The sequence below is a fragment of the Faecalibacillus faecis genome (assembly GCF_003024675.1).
In the GTDB taxonomy this organism is placed as follows: domain Bacteria; phylum Bacillota_I; class Bacilli_A; order Erysipelotrichales; family Coprobacillaceae; genus Faecalibacillus; species Faecalibacillus faecis.
The window spans coordinates 23,103-41,569 of the sequence record NZ_PYLP01000015.1; the positions used below are offsets into that span (position 1 = coordinate 23,103).

The 18,467-nt window shown below is 30.5% G+C and carries 18 protein-coding genes; 3 read left to right on the top strand and 15 right to left on the bottom strand.

All coding sequences use genetic code 11. The features are described from left to right. Positions 1-267: 267 nt before the first annotated feature. The gene (glmS, locus tag C7U55_RS10260; RefSeq protein ID WP_048924510.1) at positions 268-2,091 is read left to right on the top strand and encodes a glutamine--fructose-6-phosphate transaminase (isomerizing); all 1,824 of its coding nucleotides are present in this window, start codon (positions 268-270) and stop codon (positions 2,089-2,091) included. A gap of 88 nt (positions 2,092-2,179) precedes the next feature. On the opposite strand, the gene rpsO is transcribed toward glmS, so the two are convergent. From rpsO to C7U55_RS10305, 9 genes are all read right to left on the bottom strand, one after another. Continuing rightward, on the bottom strand, positions 2,180-2,446 hold the full coding sequence (gene rpsO / locus C7U55_RS10265) for a 30S ribosomal protein S15 (protein ID WP_048924511.1): 267 nt from the start codon (positions 2,444-2,446) through the stop codon (positions 2,180-2,182). Between the two features lie 110 nt (positions 2,447-2,556). Further along, positions 2,557-3,570, bottom strand: coding sequence for an AI-2E family transporter (locus C7U55_RS10270; protein WP_106988479.1), 1,014 nt, complete (start codon positions 3,568-3,570; stop codon positions 2,557-2,559). A 27-nt stretch (positions 3,571-3,597) separates the two neighbouring features. After that, complete coding sequence (locus C7U55_RS10275) at positions 3,598-5,355, bottom strand: phosphoenolpyruvate carboxykinase (protein ID WP_106988510.1); 1,758 nt, start codon at positions 5,353-5,355, stop codon at positions 3,598-3,600. A gap of 202 nt (positions 5,356-5,557) precedes the next feature. Beyond that, a complete protein-coding gene (gene lepB / locus C7U55_RS10280) occupies positions 5,558-6,064 on the bottom strand; it encodes a signal peptidase I (protein ID WP_106988480.1) in 507 nt (168 codons plus the stop codon). Between the two features lie 26 nt (positions 6,065-6,090). Beyond that, on the bottom strand, positions 6,091-6,816 hold the full coding sequence (locus C7U55_RS10285; protein ID WP_106988481.1) for a SigB/SigF/SigG family RNA polymerase sigma factor: 726 nt from the start codon (positions 6,814-6,816) through the stop codon (positions 6,091-6,093). Next, positions 6,809-7,234 carry an anti-sigma F factor gene (spoIIAB, locus tag C7U55_RS10290; protein ID WP_106988482.1) on the bottom strand — a complete coding sequence of 142 codons (426 nt, stop codon included), beginning with the start codon at positions 7,232-7,234 and terminating at the stop codon, positions 6,809-6,811. Before spoIIAB ends, C7U55_RS10285 begins: the two co-directional genes overlap by 8 nt. After that, the gene (locus C7U55_RS10295; protein WP_048924517.1) at positions 7,231-7,554 is read right to left on the bottom strand and encodes an STAS domain-containing protein; all 324 of its coding nucleotides are present in this window, start codon (positions 7,552-7,554) and stop codon (positions 7,231-7,233) included. Before C7U55_RS10295 ends, spoIIAB begins: the two co-directional genes overlap by 4 nt. An 88-nt stretch (positions 7,555-7,642) precedes the next feature. Then, on the bottom strand, positions 7,643-8,785 hold the full coding sequence (locus C7U55_RS10300) for a D-alanyl-D-alanine carboxypeptidase family protein (protein ID WP_106988483.1): 1,143 nt from the start codon (positions 8,783-8,785) through the stop codon (positions 7,643-7,645). 170 nt (positions 8,786-8,955) lie between these two features. Next, positions 8,956-10,521: an L-lactate permease gene (locus tag C7U55_RS10305; RefSeq protein ID WP_106988484.1), complete on the bottom strand. Its 1,566-nt coding sequence runs from the start codon at positions 10,519-10,521 to the stop codon at positions 8,956-8,958. 137 nt (positions 10,522-10,658) lie between these two features. Between C7U55_RS10305 and C7U55_RS10310 the strand changes: the two genes are divergently transcribed. Together C7U55_RS10310 and C7U55_RS10315 are read left to right on the top strand one after the other, a co-directional pair. Next, entirely contained in the window at positions 10,659-11,960 is a 1,302-nt protein-coding gene (locus tag C7U55_RS10310; protein WP_106988485.1) for a fused HPr family phosphocarrier protein/2-hydroxyacid dehydrogenase, read from the top strand. Between the two features lie 220 nt (positions 11,961-12,180). Continuing rightward, positions 12,181-12,399, top strand: coding sequence for a hypothetical protein (locus C7U55_RS10315; RefSeq protein WP_106988486.1), 219 nt, complete (start codon positions 12,181-12,183; stop codon positions 12,397-12,399). A 102-nt stretch (positions 12,400-12,501) separates the two neighbouring features. Here C7U55_RS10315 and C7U55_RS10320 read toward each other — a convergent pair whose 3' ends face one another. The 6 genes from C7U55_RS10320 to C7U55_RS10345 form a co-directional block, all read right to left on the bottom strand. Beyond that, complete coding sequence (locus tag C7U55_RS10320; protein WP_106988487.1) at positions 12,502-13,824, bottom strand: NCS2 family permease; 1,323 nt, start codon at positions 13,822-13,824, stop codon at positions 12,502-12,504. A gap of 73 nt (positions 13,825-13,897) precedes the next feature. Further along, positions 13,898-14,611: a DUF554 domain-containing protein gene (locus C7U55_RS10325; protein WP_106988488.1), complete on the bottom strand. Its 714-nt coding sequence runs from the start codon at positions 14,609-14,611 to the stop codon at positions 13,898-13,900. After that, the gene (locus C7U55_RS10330) at positions 14,599-15,438 is read right to left on the bottom strand and encodes an HAD family hydrolase (RefSeq protein WP_227213661.1); all 840 of its coding nucleotides are present in this window, start codon (positions 15,436-15,438) and stop codon (positions 14,599-14,601) included. Before C7U55_RS10330 ends, C7U55_RS10325 begins: the two co-directional genes overlap by 13 nt. Before the next feature lie 78 nt (positions 15,439-15,516). Continuing rightward, positions 15,517-16,461: a calcium/sodium antiporter gene (locus C7U55_RS10335; RefSeq protein ID WP_106988490.1), complete on the bottom strand. Its 945-nt coding sequence runs from the start codon at positions 16,459-16,461 to the stop codon at positions 15,517-15,519. 13 nt (positions 16,462-16,474) lie between these two features. Further along, positions 16,475-17,044, bottom strand: coding sequence for a manganese efflux pump MntP (locus C7U55_RS10340; RefSeq protein ID WP_106988491.1), 570 nt, complete (start codon positions 17,042-17,044; stop codon positions 16,475-16,477). Between the two features lie 177 nt (positions 17,045-17,221). After that, positions 17,222-18,394 (bottom strand): MFS transporter, encoded by a 1,173-nt coding sequence (locus tag C7U55_RS10345; RefSeq protein ID WP_106988492.1) that lies wholly within the window; start codon positions 18,392-18,394, stop codon positions 17,222-17,224. Positions 18,395-18,467 lie beyond the last annotated feature (73 nt).

An 18,467-nucleotide genomic window follows, 5' to 3' on the forward strand; every position in this document is an offset into this window, starting at 1 on the left:
CTTCTTTTTTTTTAAAAAAATTGAGTTGATTTATGAAAAAGGAGTCTATATAATAAATGCGGTTATAAAATGAGATTAAAAAAATGAGCGCCAGGACTGCTATGCAGTTGACGAGGACTAGACTTATCGAAAGATTCGGCGGATGGTCTAGAGGTATGATACTACCTAAACGATGGACAAAAACTACAAGTGATTGTAAAACAAATTCATCCGGTATCCTCTTTTTTATAACCACACATATAAATATATAAAGGAGGATTTTTTTAAATGTGTGGAATTACTGCCATTAGTGCAAACAAAGAAGCCCTTCACTTCTTACTTCAAGGGCTAGAAAAACTAGAATACCGAGGATATGATTCAGCAGGTATTACAACAATTGAAAATAATCATTTATTTACAAAGAAGGCTAAAGGTCGTCTTCAAAATTTAAAAGACTTATTAAAAGATGAAAATGTTTTAGGACATGTGGGAATTGGACATACAAGATGGGCAACTCATGGAGTTCCATCAAACTTAAACTCGCATCCACATACAAATAATGATGAAACAATTTCTTTAGTTCATAATGGAATTATTGAAAACTATAGAGAGTTAAAAGAAATCTTGATCTTACAAGGATATAAGTTTCACTCTGAAACAGATAGTGAAGTTGTTGTTCATTTAATGGATTACTACTATAAAAAAGAAAAAGATATGTTAAAAGCATTACAACGTGTTATTACTCGAATTGAAGGAAGTTATGCTTTATGTATCGTTTCATTAATTGAACCTGATAAAGTATTTATCGCTAAAAAAGACAGCCCATTAGTTATTGGGAAAACAGAAAATGCTTCTGTTGCTGCCAGTGATATTCCAGCCATCTTAGATTATACAAAAGATGTTTATTTCTTAGAAGATTATGAAATTGCTATCTTAAACAAAGGAAATGTTTCTTTCTTCGATCAACATGGAAATCCAATTGAAAAAGAAATTACAACAATTCCTTATGATAATGAAGCTGCTCAAAAAGGTGGGTATGATACTTTCATGTTAAAAGAAATTCATGAACAACCATATGCCATCTCTGAAACATTAAGAGGACGTGTTGAAGGAACAGATCGTATCATTTTACCTGAGCTTGATGCCATTCATGATAAATTCAAAACTTTCAACAAAGCTTACTTTGTTGCTTGTGGAACAGCTTATCATGCTTGTCTTTCAGGGGCAAACATTTTAGAAAGATTAACAGGAATCCCTACTTTTACTCAAGTTGCTAGTGAATTTAGATACTGTGATCCTATCGTTGATGAAAAAACAATGTGTGTCTTTGTTTCTCAATCAGGAGAAACAGCTGATACAATGGCTGCCTTACGTTTAGCTAAAGAAAAAGGATGTACAACTATTGCCGTTGCTAACGTTTTAGGATCATCTATTTCTCGTGAAGCCGATCATACAATTTATACATGTGCGGGGCCTGAAATTGCCGTTGCTTCAACAAAAGCTTATACAACTCAATTAATTGTCTTATTATTACTTGGTATGTATATTTCTCAAGCTTTAGGAAATGAAAATGAAGATTATAAACGCATTATTGAAGGTATTGCTTCATTACCTCAACATATTGAAAACATCTTAAAAGATGAAAAAACATTTGAACATTATGCTTCTTATTTAAAAGATTTAAAAGATGCTTATTATATTGGTAGAAGTTTAGACTATGCTACGGTTTTAGAAGGTGCTTTAAAATTAAAAGAAGTTTCTTATGTTCATGCTGATGCATATATTGCTGGTGAATTAAAACATGGACCTATTGCCTTAATTGAACAAGGAAGTTTAGTTATTGCTGTAGCAACTCAACCAAATATCGCTGCTAAAACAATTTCTAACATTCAAGAAACAATTGCTCGTGGAGCAAATGTTATCTTATTTACAATCGCAGGACAAGAAGTAGGAAACGTTAAAGAAACATACATCTTACCAGATGTTGATCCTATCCTACAATCTGTTTTAGTTGCTGTACCTTTACAATTAATTGCTTACTATGCAGCTGGTCTTAAAGGTTGTGACGTTGATAAACCTCGTAACTTAGCTAAATCCGTTACAGTTGAATAAAAACACAAACTCTATGAAATAAAAATCATAGAGTTTTTTATATGCTTTATTCTTCCAATAAAAAAAAAGCGCCTAAGCGCTTTTTTAACTATCTTCTTAATCCTAATCTTTTTACTAAAGAAGCATATCTTTCGATATCTTTATTTTTTAAGTATTTTAATAAATCTCTTCTTCTACCAATTTTCTTTAATAAACCTCTGTTTGAGTGTTTATCTTTTGGATGTTGTTTGAAGTGACCATTTAATTTGTTGATATCTGCAGTTAATACAGCGATTTGTACTTCTGGAGAACCTGTATCTCCTTCTTTAGTAGCATATTCTTTCATGATAGCTTGTTTTTCTTGTTTTGTTAACATTTCATTTATCCTCCGTATGTTAATTTCTTGGCAATATCCAAGCTATACGTTGAGTATTCGCATATCCTAGACACTGTTGCATGACAATTATAACAAAATCTTAAAAAATTTCAAAGACTTTTTTTAATTATTTTTTTAATCTCTGTGAGATTTCTTTTTTGCTTTATATTATTAAAAATCAATAATACAAATGGTGCAACAATAAGTCCCCAAATACCAATTAATTTCATAAACAAATACATAGCAACAAACATGTAGAGAGCAGGTATTTTGATTTCTTTAGATAAAAGATGTGGTTCTAAAATATTTCTGATAAGTGCAATAACACCATAAAGAATTAATAGTTTTAATGAAAGAGATATTTGATTTAATAAAGCAAGAGTAATAATCCAAGGAAACATAATCATTTCAATTCCTAAAACTGGAAAAAAGTCAAAGAATGCAATAAAAAAGGAAAGATTTAATGCTTGTTTGATACCAATAATACAAAAGCCTAAAAAAAGCCCTATAAATGTGATAATAAATAAAATACTATATGTTTTTATAATGATAAAAAAAGTCTCTGTAAAAGAAGATATAAGCGTTGTATAAAGACTTTCTTCTTTTCTTTGAAAAAAAGGTTGATGAAATAAAAAAAGTAAAGTTAAAAAGAAATGAATAAAAAGACAAGCCATAAAATGAACCATATTCATCGCAAGTGATAATAAATAATGAATACTTGTTGAAAGTATATTTTGAATAATCGTTTGGATTTGTTGGTAAAATTGTGTAAAAAAAGAAATGAGATATTGATGACTAAGAAGTTCTTGATAAAGGTTTTCAATAAAATCTGGTAGAAATGAAAGTGTTTTAATAAAGAAAAGACATGAAAAGAAAACAAAAAGAAAGAAACAAATATATAAAAAGATAAAAATCATTATTGTCATGATTGTTGAAATTATTTTATTTTTGACATGCAGTTTTTTTAAGATCAAATCAATACAAGGTCTTAATAAAATAGCAGTTAAATAACTTAAAACAACAATCAAACATTTCTTAAATAATAAATAAAGAATGATGCTTCCTAAGCAAAAAAAGATTCCATAATATAAAAAATTAATTAACCAACGTTTTTTCTTCTCCATATTATAAAATATAAAAAAAGAAGATGATTATTCATCATCTTCTAATGTTTTTAATTCTTTTTCACCAGTAATATATTTTAAAATTTCTGCAGCGGCTTCTTTAGGACCATTATGTTCATTTCCTTTAATTCCTAAACGTGTACGTAATTGACCCACTTTAACCCCTTGATCAAACATGCGTTGGAAATAATCTTGTAATAATGGCTCACATTGATCTTGTCTTTGTACAGGACCAAATGGGTTAGCAAAATAACTTCCTACTAAACCATATTCAGTTGTTGTTCCTTTAGCCATACGATTACCAGCTCTAAAGACTTTAAGAGCATCATCAACATTATCAAAGAAACTTAATGAGTCTCCTTTTTCTTCATAGTTGTTTGCATATAAGAACATATCAACATCATGTTTTGCGACAACATCTTTATATTCTGTAATTGGAATAACGATACGAGCATTGACTTTATCTGGATTCATAAAGACAGATCTATCTAATTCCTTGAAACTATATCCAGCATCTAAATCATCAAGTCTTACGAAAGCACCAATTTCTGTACCTGATGTTTTAACTGTACCTTTTTCGTCTAATGATAATATCCCCATGTCATCATAGACAGTAATTAAATCTCTAATATAAGCTGCTCCATAAACTTTAATTTGTTCAATTGTTTCAGACTTACCAGCTCCACTATCACCCATAACAACGATATTTTTTGTTTCTCCACTTTGTAAAGTGATTTGAACCATTGCCCCATGAATTGGAAGTTGTTTTTTATTGATTTTTCTTACATTGTGTAATGTAAGCATCATTTTCTTCATATAACCGAAATAATCAAATTCATCGTTTGCTGAAAGTAAAGCAACCATCATATCATTTTCATCATCTTGATAGAAATATTGATGTTTTTTACCATCTTCATAACCATAAACATAGATCATATCTGGTTTTCTATTACGATATTCTTCTTCATTTGCTAATTGGAATAAGTTACATAAAGTAACCCCTTGTGCCATATAGGCAACATTGAAATAAACATAGCATAACAAATCTCCAACTTTTGCTGGATAACAGAACCATTGTTCTGGATCAAATTTTAAATCTTCAATTGGGTTTTTCTTTGTTTCAGGGAAAACCCCATCTCTTTTATTACGTTTTGAATAAGTAATAAAAGGTGGATGAATAATAACCGATTCAATAAATGGAATATTGTCTAAGCAACGATATTCATAAGGTAAAAATGAACGCATGTTTGAAACGCGTAACCCTGCATTGACACCAGCAGTAATTTGACGTAAAACATTTTCTGCGTTTCCAATACATTTATTTTTAATTGAACGATAAACTGATAAAACAAGCGCTTCAAAGTTTACTTGTGCATCAGCGAATTGAACGTTTTGATATCCCCCTCTTGATTCTTCGTTATAAACCACACTATAACGTTGTAAACGACGCCAGAATAAGTAAATATCTTCAATTACTTGTGTAAATTCATCCATATCTCTAAAATAAGGTGCAAATTTAGGATAAATTGAAGCTAATTCCTTTGGATCCATAACAAGTAATAATCTAAAAACCGTTCTTAAATCATCAACAATATCAATACTTTCTTTTTGAACTTCTCTCAAGTATTCATAAGCTGTTGTTTTCTTTCTTTTAATATCGTGTACGTATCCTTTAAGTACACGAGCGAAAGATTCACTTTCAATCAACTCACAACGTGATTGACAGTATTCTTCTGAAAAGTTAAGAATTGCATTTCCTCTAATAATTTTAAATTTATATGACATTTTATCATCCTTTCCACCAATAAGATTCCCCACACATTTCCTTATTGATTGACATTATCTTACCATAAAATTTTTTACAAGCAAAATAAAAACAGCAAAAATATTGCTTATTTTGTTAATTTTTTGCTTAAAATTATACAATTGATACTTATTTATTATATAGATATTTTATTATTACATATCTATACAAAAAAAAAGACCCCTAAAAAGGAATCTTAAAAAAGACTTTTCCAATGACATCATCCTTAAAATCAAAATAACCTAACTTACGAGAATCAAGAGAATGATTACGATTGTCCCCCATCACGAACACTTTTCCTTTTGGAATATCGATTGAAAGATCTTCCGTATCCATCTTTTCTTTAATATAATTTTCTTTCAATTTTTTACCATTAATATAAACTTCATTATTAACAATATCTAAATGATCTCCACCAACAGCAATCACTCTTTTAATAATCAAAGTATCTTCTAAACCATCATCATAATCCACAATAATAATATCATTTCTTTTCGGTTGTTGTCTTTTATAAAACACTTTATCTATTAAAACAATATTATTTTGAAAATACGTATTTTCCATACTTGATCCATTTACTCTTGATACTTGTATAAATTGTAACAAAATAAAAGTCGCAATCATCGTTAAAACAATGACTTTTACATATTCCAATAAAATTGATACTTCACTCTTTTTCTTTTCATCCATAAAATCACCTGAATGAATTATATCACTTAATCCTTTTCATTCAAATGATTTCTTAACTTTGTGATAATTTTCTTTTCCAATCGAGATACTTGTACTTGAGAAATATGAAGTCTTTGTGCAACTTTTTCTTGATTAAAATCAAGTTGATAACGTAAATAGAGAATAAGTCTTTCTTTTTCATCTAATTTATCTATTTCCATGCTTAAAGCTATCTTTTCAAACCACATAGCATGTCTCTTATCTTCGATTCTTTCTTCCATTGAAATTGTTGAACCATCTTTTTCATAGATTGGTTCTGATAAAGAGGTTGGATAATAAGAAGCATCAATAGCTTCAATAACATCCATAACATCCACCTCTAATTCATCTGCGATATCTTTAACAGTTGGTTCTTTTCCATAAAGAACCGTTAGTTTTTCTTTGGTTTTATTGATTTTAATATTCAATTCTTTTAAAGAACGAGAAACCTTAATGGTTCCATCATCTCTAAAATACCGTTTAATTTCACCCATAATGATTGGCACAGCATAGGTAGAAAATTGTACACCATAATGAACATCAAAATTATTGATAGCTTTCATTAATCCAATACAACCAATTTGAAAAAGATCTTCTTTATCATAATAATTATTCTTAAAACGATGAACAATCGACCAAACTAAACCTAAATTATTTTTAACAATTAATTCCTTAGCTGTTTCATCCCCCTGTTGTGCTAATTGAATATTGTTTAAAACAGCTTCTTTATTCATGAACAATTCTTTTTTTCATTATGAGTTGAGTTCCTAATTCTAAAGAAGATTCGATTGTCGTTTCATCACATAATGCTTCAATAATACTAAGTCCCATTCCAGCATGTTCTAATTCTTTTTTAGAAGTAAACATCGGTTGTCTTGCTTTTTCAATATCTTGAATACCTTGTCCTTTATCAATGACATAGATTGTAAGCAAATCATCTTCGATATAAGCTTTAACTTTTACAAGACAACCTTTATCACCGTTATAACCATGAATGATGGCATTGGAAACAGCCTCTCCTACAATCGTTTTAATTTCTACAATTTCATCTACCGTAGGATTTAAACAAACTACAAAAGAGGCAATACATGTTCTTACAAAAGGTTCATTTTCTAAAGTTGCACTAAAAGAAAGCGCCATTTCATTGGTCATCTTTGAACCTCCTTTAAATATTCTATAATTTCAAACAAACCACTTAATTCAAAAACCTTATAAGCTGTATTTGATAAACGACTTACCGCTAATTTTCTTCCTTCCTTGGATAGTTGTTGATATCTACCTAAAACAAGACCAACTCCGGCACTATCAATAAATGTTGTATGTTTAAAATCAAAAATAACATCATCCTCATTCATCGCTAAAATAACATTGAGCTTATTACGATACAAAGAAACATTAGAGCCATCTATTTCACCATAAAAATAGACCACCAATGTTTCTTCTTTTATTTCATATTCCATTTTATTTTCCATTTTTTCATCTCCTTAAAAGCATCTTATCTCATCTTAAAAATAAAAAAAATAGATTCGACAAAACTAGAACAAATCACAAAAAAAGAGCCTAAATCAACGATTGATAGACTCTTAGTAATTTATCTAAAAAACTCATTTTTTTAACATTTTTTTCACTATATAAAGGATAAGTTGCGACAGCTTTACCATTATTACATAAAATCAGTTTTCCAATACTTCTCTTTTGATCAATTGGTAATTGCAAAGAACCATAGACTATTTTCTTTTTAAGCTTTTTTTGATTTGTTTTTTCATAAAGATAATAAAGATTCTTATGACTTACTACATTGATCTTTTGTTCAACCATATCTTTTACTTTAACAGTATCAATAATTTCTCCTTTATTATAAAGTTTAACTTGTTGATACTTGGAAAAACCAAAATTCAATAATCCCTTCATATCTTCATTCCGTGTTTGGGGCTTATCTTCATTCATGACAACACCAATTAATCTTAAATCCTTTTTCTTACACGTTGTGACAATACAATAACCCGCTTCTTTGGTAAAACCTGTTTTTAAACCATCCACTCCTGGATATTGTTTCAAAAGCTTATTGGTATTTACAAGCCAAAACTTTTGTTTTGTTTTTTCACGGACATAACTATCATACAGAGATGTAACAGATAAGAGTTTTGTTCCACCGATTTGAAGCAGATAAGCTGCCATAGTTGAAAGATCTTTAGCACAGGTATAATGGTTGATATCATGTAATCCTGTACAATTGGTAAAATGCGTATTTTTGAGTTTTAATGCTTTTGCTTTTTCATTCATCATAGAAACAAATTCTTCATGACTTCCCGCAATATTTTCAGCCACCACAACACAGGCATCATTCGCTGAAGCAATCGCAATACATTTAAAAAGTTCAAAAACACTCATTGTTTCATTTTCTTCAAGATAGACCTGACTTCCTCCCATGCTTGATGCATAAGCTGAACACGTTAAAACATCATCCCATTTCAAATTCTTTTCTTGAATTGCTTCAAATAATAAAATCATCGTCATAATCTTTGTTGTTGAAGCCGGATAAAGTTTTTTGTTTGCATTTTTTTGATACAAAACTTGTTGGCTTTGAGCATCAATTAAAATTGCACTTTCTGCCCCACTTGCAAGATTTGTTGCATGAACAACATTGATTTGACAAAAAAGCATCATGATCCCTATTAATAAACATAATCCTTTTTTTAACATGTAAAACCACCTCATGACATTGTATATTTTTTTGTCATTTTCTTGATAAAAACAAAAAAACTCATCATATAAAATTATAAAATAGTGTTCCTCATTGCATAGATTTATAACTTTTCACAAAAAAAAGAAGTATCTTTTTACAGACACTTCCTAAATCATTTATTTTTAATTTAAGCAATTCCGAAGATTGCCCATACGTATTGTCCAAAGAAACATACGAGTGCGCTAACAATAATGAATAAAGCAGCGTATGGTAATACTTTTTTAAGTAATTCTCCATCTCTACCCGCTTCATCAACAGCGACTAATCCAATAGCAATGCTTTGTGGTGCCATCATTTTACCAGTAGCAACACCTAAGCTGTTTGCGGCAACAAGCCAATATTTATTAGCACCAATACTTGCAGCAGTTGACATTTGAACTGATCCAAATAAAGCACTTGAACTTGTACCTGATCCTGTAACGAATGTTCCTAAAGCTCCTAACATTGGGGCAAAGAATGGATAAACAGGTCCAAATACTGAAAATAAAGCGGCAACGGCAGCAATCATTCCTGAATATTGCATAACACGTGCTGTTGCTAAAATGAATAACATTGTAAGAATTGTAAACATCATTTGTTTTAATGTTGCAATAAAGACAGCAAACATTTCTGATACTTTTGCTTTTTGGATAAATCCACCAACGATTGCACATAAAATAATTAAGACACCTGGTGTATTGATCCATGTAAATGTTGTCATACTTGCGTTTTTGTATGTAGAAATTTTTACACTTGTCGCAAATGATGATAACGCATCATGAATTGGTGATACTAAATTACTTGTAAGTAATAAAACAACAAAGATTAAAATAAATGGTGATAATGCCTGTAAAGTTTTTCCTACTTTTAAAGGACTTCCTTTTTTTACTTCTAAACGATATTCGTCAGGAATAGCGTCTGGATTTGTAAATTTCATACTAGCTAAAATTGTACATACTAATGAGATAACTGAAGCTGCAACCCCCGCAAGTTCAGCACCAACAAAATATGAAACAACCATTTCTGGAATTAAGAAAGATAATCCTGAAACTAAAACAACTGGTACAATGCCTTTAAAGGCAGAACCTTTTCCTTTTGTACTTTTTCCTAAAATATAAACCATCACAAATGGTGTTAAAATAATTAATACACTTAAAGCACAAGAAGTTGCGAAAGCGATTAAGTTATTTTCTAAACCTAAGTTTGTGGCAAGTGTTACGGTAGGAATAGCAATTGACCCATATGGTGTTGGTGTTGCATTGGCAACCAAACAAACAAGACAGGCAAGAATTGGATCAAAATCTAAAACCCATAACATACTTGCTGGAATCGCAACTGCTGTACCAAATCCAGCCATTGCTTCCATAAATCCACCAAATGACCATCCGATTAATAAAACTAAGATACGTTTATCAGCGGTTACACTTGTAAGTAATTTTTTAATCATATCGATTGATCCTGTACGCAAAGATAAGTTATACGTAAAAACCGCTGCAACAATAACAATAACAATTGGCCACATTGCAAATGCAAAACCTTCTAAAATAGAAGTTAATGTATCTGACATAGAGAATCCAAAATATGTTAATGCTTCAACAGCAGCAATAATTAAGGCACCTAAAGCAGCCTTATATCCTGGCCATTTTAAACCACATAAAGCGATTACTAACCAGATAATAGGTAATAAACCTAAGATAAAATTAATAATTAGCATTATTTTTCCCCCTCTTGACAAACCTATTATAGTGATATTTTATAAAATTTCCATTACTTTTGTAATTTTTCTCAATTTCTTCTTTATTCTCATATTTTTTGTGCTAAAATGGTCTTGCAAAATGGAGGAGATTTAAAATGAAAGAAATTAGTTATGTAGTTAATAACACATTAGGTATTCACGCAAGACCTGCTGCGTTACTTGCTCAATGTTGCGTGAATTTCAAAAGCCAAGTAAGAATTTATTTAGACGAAAAAGTTGCTGATGGAGATAACGTTCTTCAAATCTTAGCATTAGGTGCTAAAAAAGGTGATACTTTAAAAGTTGCTATCGATGGTGATGACGAAGAAGTTGCAGCAAAAGCAATCGAAGAATTATTACATGGTGCTTTTGAAGAAAAGAAACCTGTAGATGTTTTAAAAATCGCATTCTTTGGAACTAAAGATTATGACAGAACTTTCTTTAGTGAATTAGTAAAAGATAAAGGTCAAGGAACTTACAATTCAGATATCAAATATTTTGATTCTCAATTAGGACCTGAAACTGCTGGTTTAGCTCAAGGTTATGATGCTGTATGTATCTTCGTTAACGATAACGCTTCAAGACCAGTTGTTGAAAAATTACATGAATGTGGTGTTAAATTAATCTTATTACGTTGTGCTGGATTCAACAATGTTGATTTACAAGCTGCAAAAGAATGTGGAATTACAGTTTTACGTGTTCCTGCTTATTCACCATATGCAGTTGCTGAACATGCAATGGCAATTCTACAAGAAGCAAACCGTCGTTTACACAAAGCTTATACAAAAGTTAAAGATAATAACTTTGCTTTAAGTGGTTTATTAGGTTTAGACCTACATAATAAAGTTGCTGGTATCATGGGTACTGGTAAAATCGGTCAATGTATGGCTAGAATTTGTAAAGGTTATGGTATGACAGTTTTAGGATGGGATGCTTATCCTAACCAAGCATTAGTTGATGAAGGTTTATTAACTTATGTAAGTAAAGAAGAATTATTAAAGAGAGCTGATTTAATTTCTTTACACTGTCCATTAATTATGGGAGATAATGGAACTTATCATTTAATTAACGATGAAACAATCGCTTTAATGAAAGATACAGTTATGTTAGTTAATACGAGCAGAGGACCTATCATTGATCCTGAAGCATTAATCAGAGCATTAAAACAAGGTAAATTCCATGCTGTTGCTTTAGACGTATATGAAGGTGAAGATAATAACGTTTATACAGATAAAAGCGATGTTGCTATTACAAACGATATCACAGCTCGTTTACAAATGTTCCCTCAACTTGTTTTAACAAGTCATCAAGCATTCTTTACTCGTGAAGCTTTACAAGCAATCGCTGTTGTTACAATGGAAAATGCACGTAACTTCAATGAAGGTAACGAATTAGGAAACGCTGAATGTAAAGCATAATAATATTAGAGCCAATCATGGCTCTTTTTTTTATTATTATATGCAATAGGAGATTCTAAGATGGTATTTTGTCTTGATATTATGTTTATTATTGATCTTTATTCAGTTTTATAAGTTAGGATCTGTTTGGGGATATTACTTTGATAGAAAATCAAAAACATTGATTAATACAAGATATTTTCATGCAACGATGTTATAATGAAATAAAGAGGTGATATCTATGAAGCTTATTTATTTAGTAGTTCCTATTATGATTATCATTATTGGAATTTATCTTTATTTATTTATCCAAGATAGAAAAAATAAAGGTAAAGAAAGCAAAGAAACTTACTTAAAAACAAAAGAACTTCATGATTTATCCAGAGATATTCATAGTGTTAACTATGAAATTTCAAGAGCACAAGCACATATGACTTTCCGTAATCCAGGAGGCATATAAGCTTATACTCTAACTCTATCATAGTGAAAGGGATGTTTAGTACATCCTTTTCATTTAAATAAAAAAAGAGTCTTACACCTAAGCGTAAAACTCACTTCTTGACTATTTAGGTAAGAATACTAAAAAGATTATAAAACAGATATCTAAGATCCATACAATTGGTTTAATTTCTTTAATTTTACCAACACCAATCATAGAAACGGTATATGTAATAAATCCAATAGCAATACCATTTGAAATAGAATAAGCTAAGATCATAAAAATAACTGTCATGAATCCACTTGCTGCATAAACAAGATTATCCCATTCAATTCCTTTTAATTGTTGTGCCATTAAAATACCAACAATAATTAACGCTGGCGCTGTCACTGCACTTGTTACGCATGAAAGTAATGGTGAGAAGAAAACAGATAATAAGAAACATACCCCAGTAGTAACCGCAGTTAAACCAGTTCTTCCCCCTACTTCAACACCTGAAGTTGATTCAACGAATGATGTAACAGTTGAAGTTCCAGCAATAGAACCAATAACTGTACCGATTGAATCAGCTAATAAAGCACGATCTACGTTTTCTGGATTTCCAGTTTCATCAACTAAGTTTGCTCTGTTACATACAGCAACTAAAGTTCCTGCAGTATCAAAGAAGTCAACGAATAATAATGAGAAGATGGCTACATAACATTGTGGATGTGAAGTTAATTCTCCAAGTCCTGAAGCAAATGCTCCTACTAATGAAAAATCAAAGTCAAATGAAATAACTCCAGTAGGAATTTTTGGCATTCCTTTAACACCAAAAACTCCAGCAATAATTCCTACAACAGCTGTAGCAACTAAACCATAGAAAACAGCTCCAGGAACATTTTTAGTTAAAAGTAATAAGGTAATTAAAATACCAACTACTGCTAAAATAACTGTTGGTTCTTGTAAGTTACCAAGGCCGACAAATGTTGATTCATTTGCGACAATAATACCTGCATTTTTTAAACCAATGAAGGCAATAAAGAAACCAATACCTGCCCCAATTGCTAATTTAAGTTGTGCAGGAATGGCATTAATAATCATTGTTCTAATTCCTGTAATAGAAATAACTAAGAAAATAATACCTGAGACAAAAACACAGGCTAAGGCTCCTTTATAAGATAAGCCCATACCAAAACAAATTGTATAAGTAAATAAAGCATTCACACCCATACCAGCAGATAAAGCCACTGGATAGTTTGCAACAAGTCCCATAATAATAGTAGCTACAGCAGAAGCGATAGCAGTTGCAAGGAATACCCCTTGAACAGACATTCCCGTTTCACCAAGCATTGCTGGATTGACTGCTAAAATATAAGCCATCGCTAAGAATGTTGTCACACCAGCTAAAATTTCAGTTTTTACTGTAGTGCCTTTTTCACTTAACTTAAAAAACTTGTCTAACATAAATTTCTCCCTTCTTCAAACGTTGTTATCGTACATTATTTTTAGATAATTGACAAGTAAACAAAAAAAGCACTTACATAAAAAGTGCTAATAACAAGGGCATAAATACCGCTGGTAAAAGATTGCCTACTTTAATTTTTGTATGAAAACATAAATTTGTCCCTACCGCAAATATTAAAACCGAACCCACAAAAGAAATATTAGAAATCATTGTTGTCGTAAAATAAGGTGCTAGAAAAGAAGCACAGACTGTCAGCAATCCTTGATAAACAAAAATAGGAATTGCGGAAAAAATTGTTCCCACCCCAAGTGTTGAAGCAAAGACCATAACGATTACAAAGTCCATTACGGCTTTTGAAATCAAAACACTTGGATCATGTAACAAACCATCTTGAAAAGAACCCACAATAGCCATAGCCCCTACACATATAACAAGTGAAGTTGAAACAAAACCTTCAATAAATTTAGAATCATTACTTTTTACTTTACTTTTTAAATAAAAACCAAATTGTTCAATTCTTTTTTCAATATTAATAAATTCACCTATTAAAGCCCCAAAACATAAAGACAAAACAAGAATTAAAGACCCTGTCGACTCTATTATTGATTTAGAAATCTTTAGCATCCCTGTCATCGCCCCTGAAATACCGACAAACAAAACCGCTAAACCAATTCCTTGCATAATCGTTTCTTGATACCTATTTTTTAAACCATTTTTAAACAACAAACCAATAATACCACCTACAACAACAGATATGGTATTAACAAGTGTTCCTAATCCAAACATTCAAACAATCCTAACCTTTCCATTTCATAATACACACCATCATTTTCAACACTTTCACAAATGTTATCAGCACTTGCTTTTAATTCTTGGCAGGCATTTTTCATTGCTACACCATAATTGCAAACTTGTAACATTTCATAATCATTCATACTATCACCAAAAGCAATCGTATCTTCCATTTTCATATGAAGTGTTTCAACGACCTTTTTAATGGCAAGCCCCTTATCCGTTCCCTTCTTGATGATTTCACCATTGATAGAATGTTGGCTAAACATTTCATGAACAATAAAATGGTAATTTGGTAAGAGTATTTTTGTTTTTTCAATATCTTCTCTATTAAAAGCAATAAAACAAAGTTTATGAATTCCTTGATCTTGATATTTGCTTATATCAATCATATGATATTCTTTCTTTTGTTGTTCTTTTAATCTTTCAAATTCTGAATTTGTTCCTTCATCACCTAACAGAGCATGTGCAAAATAATGTCGTAATTCTTCACTAGCAAAAGTCATATAAGTTGATTCTAAATTATAAAGAATATGATTTTGCTCAAAAACTCTTCTTGCTTGTTCAACTTCTTCTTTATCTAAATAAGTTGTTTCAATCATTTCCCCTTTAATTTCAAGATAACCACCCGCTGAACAAATACAACCATCAAAATCATCTGACATAATACTTTCTATACCGACACGATTTCTTCCTGTACATAAAAAAATTAAATGCCCATTTTCTCTTGCTTTTTTAATTCCTTTTTTTACAAAATCTGATAAAGGATAATTTGGTGTGACTAATGTTCCATCTATATCTAAAAATACTATTTTTTTCATTATTCTTCCCCTTTTTCAATGCTTTTATTCTAATTGTTTTTCTTTCTTTTAGCAACAAAAAAAAGAGAGCAATGCTCTCTAACGTATAATGATATAGACTAAGTAAGCGACATAAAGAAGAAGCATAATAATTCCTTCTTTACGATCAATTTTATGTTTCGTAAATCCAAAATATAAAACTATTAAAGAAAAAATTGTTAAAATAAGAATATCAATAATATTTTCAAAGATAAAAGTAATTGGACTAATTGCTGCTGCAATACCTAAAACAAATAAAATATTAAAAACATTTGAACCAATAACATTTCCAAGAGCCATATCTACTTCACCTTTTTTAGCAGCTACCATTGAAGTAACAAGTTCTGGTAAAGAAGTTCCAAGAGCAACAATGGTAAGACCGACTAAGTTTTGTGACATTCCTAAAGATAAAGCAATATTGGAAGCACTATCTACTACAAAATCTCCACCAAATTTAATAGCGATTGCTCCACCAACAATATAAACCAAGCTTAATCCCATTGAAATAACTTTAATTTCTTCTTCCTCTTGATATGTATTCATGGCTTTTTTAGCCGAAACAATCATGTAAACAATATATCCTACAAATAAAATCAAAAGAACAATTCCATCAATATGTCCTAATATCATCCCAAAATAACCTAAGATCATTAATAAAATAGCACATAAAACAGAAAATGGAAATTCTCTTTTAAGCGTATTTACTTGCACTGCAATCGGTACAAATAAAGCAGAAATACCACAAACAACCATTAAATTAAAAATATTAGAACCTACGGCATTTGCTACCGCTAAAGCGTTATTTCCATCCATCGAAGCTGTAATACTGACAGCACATTCAGGTAAACTTGTTCCCATAGCCACAATTGTTAAACCGATGATTAATGAAGGAATATGAAATCTTGTGGCAATAGAAGAACTTCCTTCTACAAAGAAATCCGCTCCTTTCATTAATAAAATAAAACCAACAATAAGAACTAATAATGATACAAATACATTTGTCATAATTTTCTCTCCTTTAAAATAGACCTAAATGTTCTAATAAAATTTTTAAACCAATCACAATTAAAATAATACCACCAGCAATTTCTGCTTTATGTTCATATTTTGACCCAAAAATCTTACCAATATAAACGCCAATAAAAGAAATAATAAAAGTTGTACAACCAATAATACTCATACATTCCACAATTGGATAATCTAAAAAAGCAAATGTAATTCCTACTGCTAAAGCATCAATTGATGTTGCAATCGCAAGTAGAAATAATTCCTTTAAATCTAATTTAAATTCTCCTGTTTCTTCATCATCTTCTGCTTTAATTCCATCAATAAGCATCTTACCACCAATAATACCTAATAAAATAAAAGCAATCCAATGATCAATACTCGTAATATAACTTTCAAAACCTTTTCCTAAAAACCATCCAATAAAAGGCATTAAAGCCTGAAAGCCTCCAAAAAATAGTGCAATAATAAAAACATCTCTCTTTTTTATCATTTTCATTGATAAACCTTTACAAATAGATACTGCAAAAGCATCCATTGAAAGACCTACCCCAATCAAAAAGATTTCAATAAATAAACTCATACCAAATTCCTTTCTTCCTAAAATAAAAGAGGCCCATGCATAAAAAACTTATGCATGAGTCTCGTTCTTTAAGATTTGCCAGGCTTACGCCATGATGTTGACAAACCGCGTCTTAAGACGTGTACTACTCCCTCATTCAACATCTTGATAGTATCAAAGTCTTTAAGTAAAAGCAAGTTATTTTTTGACTTTTATACTCACAAATTTACAAATAAAGATAATAACGGCCCCAAGAGCTGTCATTAAATAAACAAAAGTGAATAACGCATTTAAACCTATAGTATCTTGTAAAATACCACCTAAAACATTTCCTAAAGTTGAGCCAATCCCTGATGTCATAATACCAATCATTGTTTGTCCTGACATTTGATCTTGGGTATCTAGATTATAAGTAACATAGTAAGTAATAACCCCTGTAAATAATCCATAAGAAAGTCCTTGGAACATCATTCCAATAATTAAAACAATAAGATTCGGTGCTAACCCAATAGTATAGTTACGACAAATATAGAAAATAGAAGCCACTAAAATAAGGGTCACACTATTAAATTTCTTCATAAGTTTTGGTACAGTCATCATGACTGGTAATTCACTAAAGGCCATAGCAAACATAGCCACCCCATAAAGCGACGTATTTCCACCTAAGCTTTTAACAATATTAATTAAATAAGTACCAATCGCTGTTGCTCCAGAAAACATAAAGCAAAAACCTAAAAGTAAGAAAAAGAAGATTTTATATTTTTTAATAACAGTAACAACAGAGCCTTCTTCTTGAACTTCTTCTGTTTTTGTTTTTGTAATCTTTGATTCAGGTAAATGATATAAAATAAATAATGTCACTAAAGCAAAGACACAGTAGGCAATTGATAAAATATTAGCTCCTAAAAATGAAACGGCTTGCCCAAAAATCAAAGCACTTGTCGCCCACGAAGCTGAACCAATTCCACGCGCAAGTCCAAAGTTAACATATGTTCCTTCATTGATATAATTCATTGCTATCATCGTAAGCATAGGTACTGTTGACATATTTAATGCATACATGATGACATAGAAAATCATAACTAAAAAGGCTGGTATTGGTAAAAAAGCCATCGCAATATATAATAAAACTGTTGTTAACATTAAAAATGTCATTAATTTTTTGATTGTCATGCCTTTAATTTTAGAAATTAAAGATGACATAAAGGGTGATAGGAAAATTGTAGCAACACAAGAACCACCTGTCACAATTCCAATTTCCGTATTTGATAAACCCTTTGATTGTAAGAAAACGGCAATGAAACCATTAATACAACATCCAGTAAACCAATAAAACAAATGTAAAAAATTATATTTTGCTTTTAGTGACATATTTCTTCCTCCCTAATCGTAAAATATATTCTAACATAATTTTTTAAAGATGATGCTATTTTCATAATTTGAA

What these genes read in the sequence shown, in the direction of transcription:
- C7U55_RS10335 (WP_106988490.1), bottom strand. Translation starts at nt 16,461, where the DNA reads ATGACAAATGTATTTGTATCATTATTAGTTCTTATTGTTGGTTTTATT.
- rpsO (WP_048924511.1), bottom strand. Translation starts at nt 2,446, where the DNA reads ATGTTAACAAAACAAGAAAAACAAGCTATCATGAAAGAATATGCTACT.
- C7U55_RS10285 (WP_106988481.1), bottom strand. Translation starts at nt 6,816, where the DNA reads ATGAATAAAGAAGCTGTTTTAAACAATATTCAATTAGCACAACAGGGG.
- C7U55_RS10340 (WP_106988491.1), bottom strand. Translation starts at nt 17,044, where the DNA reads ATGAGTTTATTTATTGAAATCTTTTTGATTGGGGTAGGTCTTTCAATG.
- C7U55_RS10305 (WP_106988484.1), bottom strand. Translation starts at nt 10,521, where the DNA reads ATGCTAATTATTAATTTTATCTTAGGTTTATTACCTATTATCTGGTTA.
- C7U55_RS10320 (WP_106988487.1), bottom strand. Translation starts at nt 13,824, where the DNA reads ATGTTAGACAAGTTTTTTAAGTTAAGTGAAAAAGGCACTACAGTAAAA.
- C7U55_RS10310 (WP_106988485.1), top strand. Translation starts at nt 10,659, where the DNA reads ATGAAAGAAATTAGTTATGTAGTTAATAACACATTAGGTATTCACGCA.
- C7U55_RS10345 (WP_106988492.1), bottom strand. Translation starts at nt 18,394, where the DNA reads ATGTCACTAAAAGCAAAATATAATTTTTTACATTTGTTTTATTGGTTT.
- C7U55_RS10300 (WP_106988483.1), bottom strand. Translation starts at nt 8,785, where the DNA reads ATGTTAAAAAAAGGATTATGTTTATTAATAGGGATCATGATGCTTTTT.
- C7U55_RS10270 (WP_106988479.1), bottom strand. Translation starts at nt 3,570, where the DNA reads ATGGAGAAGAAAAAACGTTGGTTAATTAATTTTTTATATTATGGAATC.
- C7U55_RS10295 (WP_048924517.1), bottom strand. Translation starts at nt 7,554, where the DNA reads ATGGAAAATAAAATGGAATATGAAATAAAAGAAGAAACATTGGTGGTC.
- glmS (WP_048924510.1), top strand. Translation starts at nt 268, where the DNA reads ATGTGTGGAATTACTGCCATTAGTGCAAACAAAGAAGCCCTTCACTTC.
- spoIIAB (WP_106988482.1), bottom strand. Translation starts at nt 7,234, where the DNA reads ATGACCAATGAAATGGCGCTTTCTTTTAGTGCAACTTTAGAAAATGAA.
- C7U55_RS10330 (WP_227213661.1), bottom strand. Translation starts at nt 15,438, where the DNA reads ATGAAAAAAATAGTATTTTTAGATATAGATGGAACATTAGTCACACCA.
- lepB (WP_106988480.1), bottom strand. Translation starts at nt 6,064, where the DNA reads ATGGATGAAAAGAAAAAGAGTGAAGTATCAATTTTATTGGAATATGTA.
- C7U55_RS10315 (WP_106988486.1), top strand. Translation starts at nt 12,181, where the DNA reads ATGAAGCTTATTTATTTAGTAGTTCCTATTATGATTATCATTATTGGA.
- C7U55_RS10325 (WP_106988488.1), bottom strand. Translation starts at nt 14,611, where the DNA reads ATGTTTGGATTAGGAACACTTGTTAATACCATATCTGTTGTTGTAGGT.
- C7U55_RS10275 (WP_106988510.1), bottom strand. Translation starts at nt 5,355, where the DNA reads ATGTCATATAAATTTAAAATTATTAGAGGAAATGCAATTCTTAACTTT.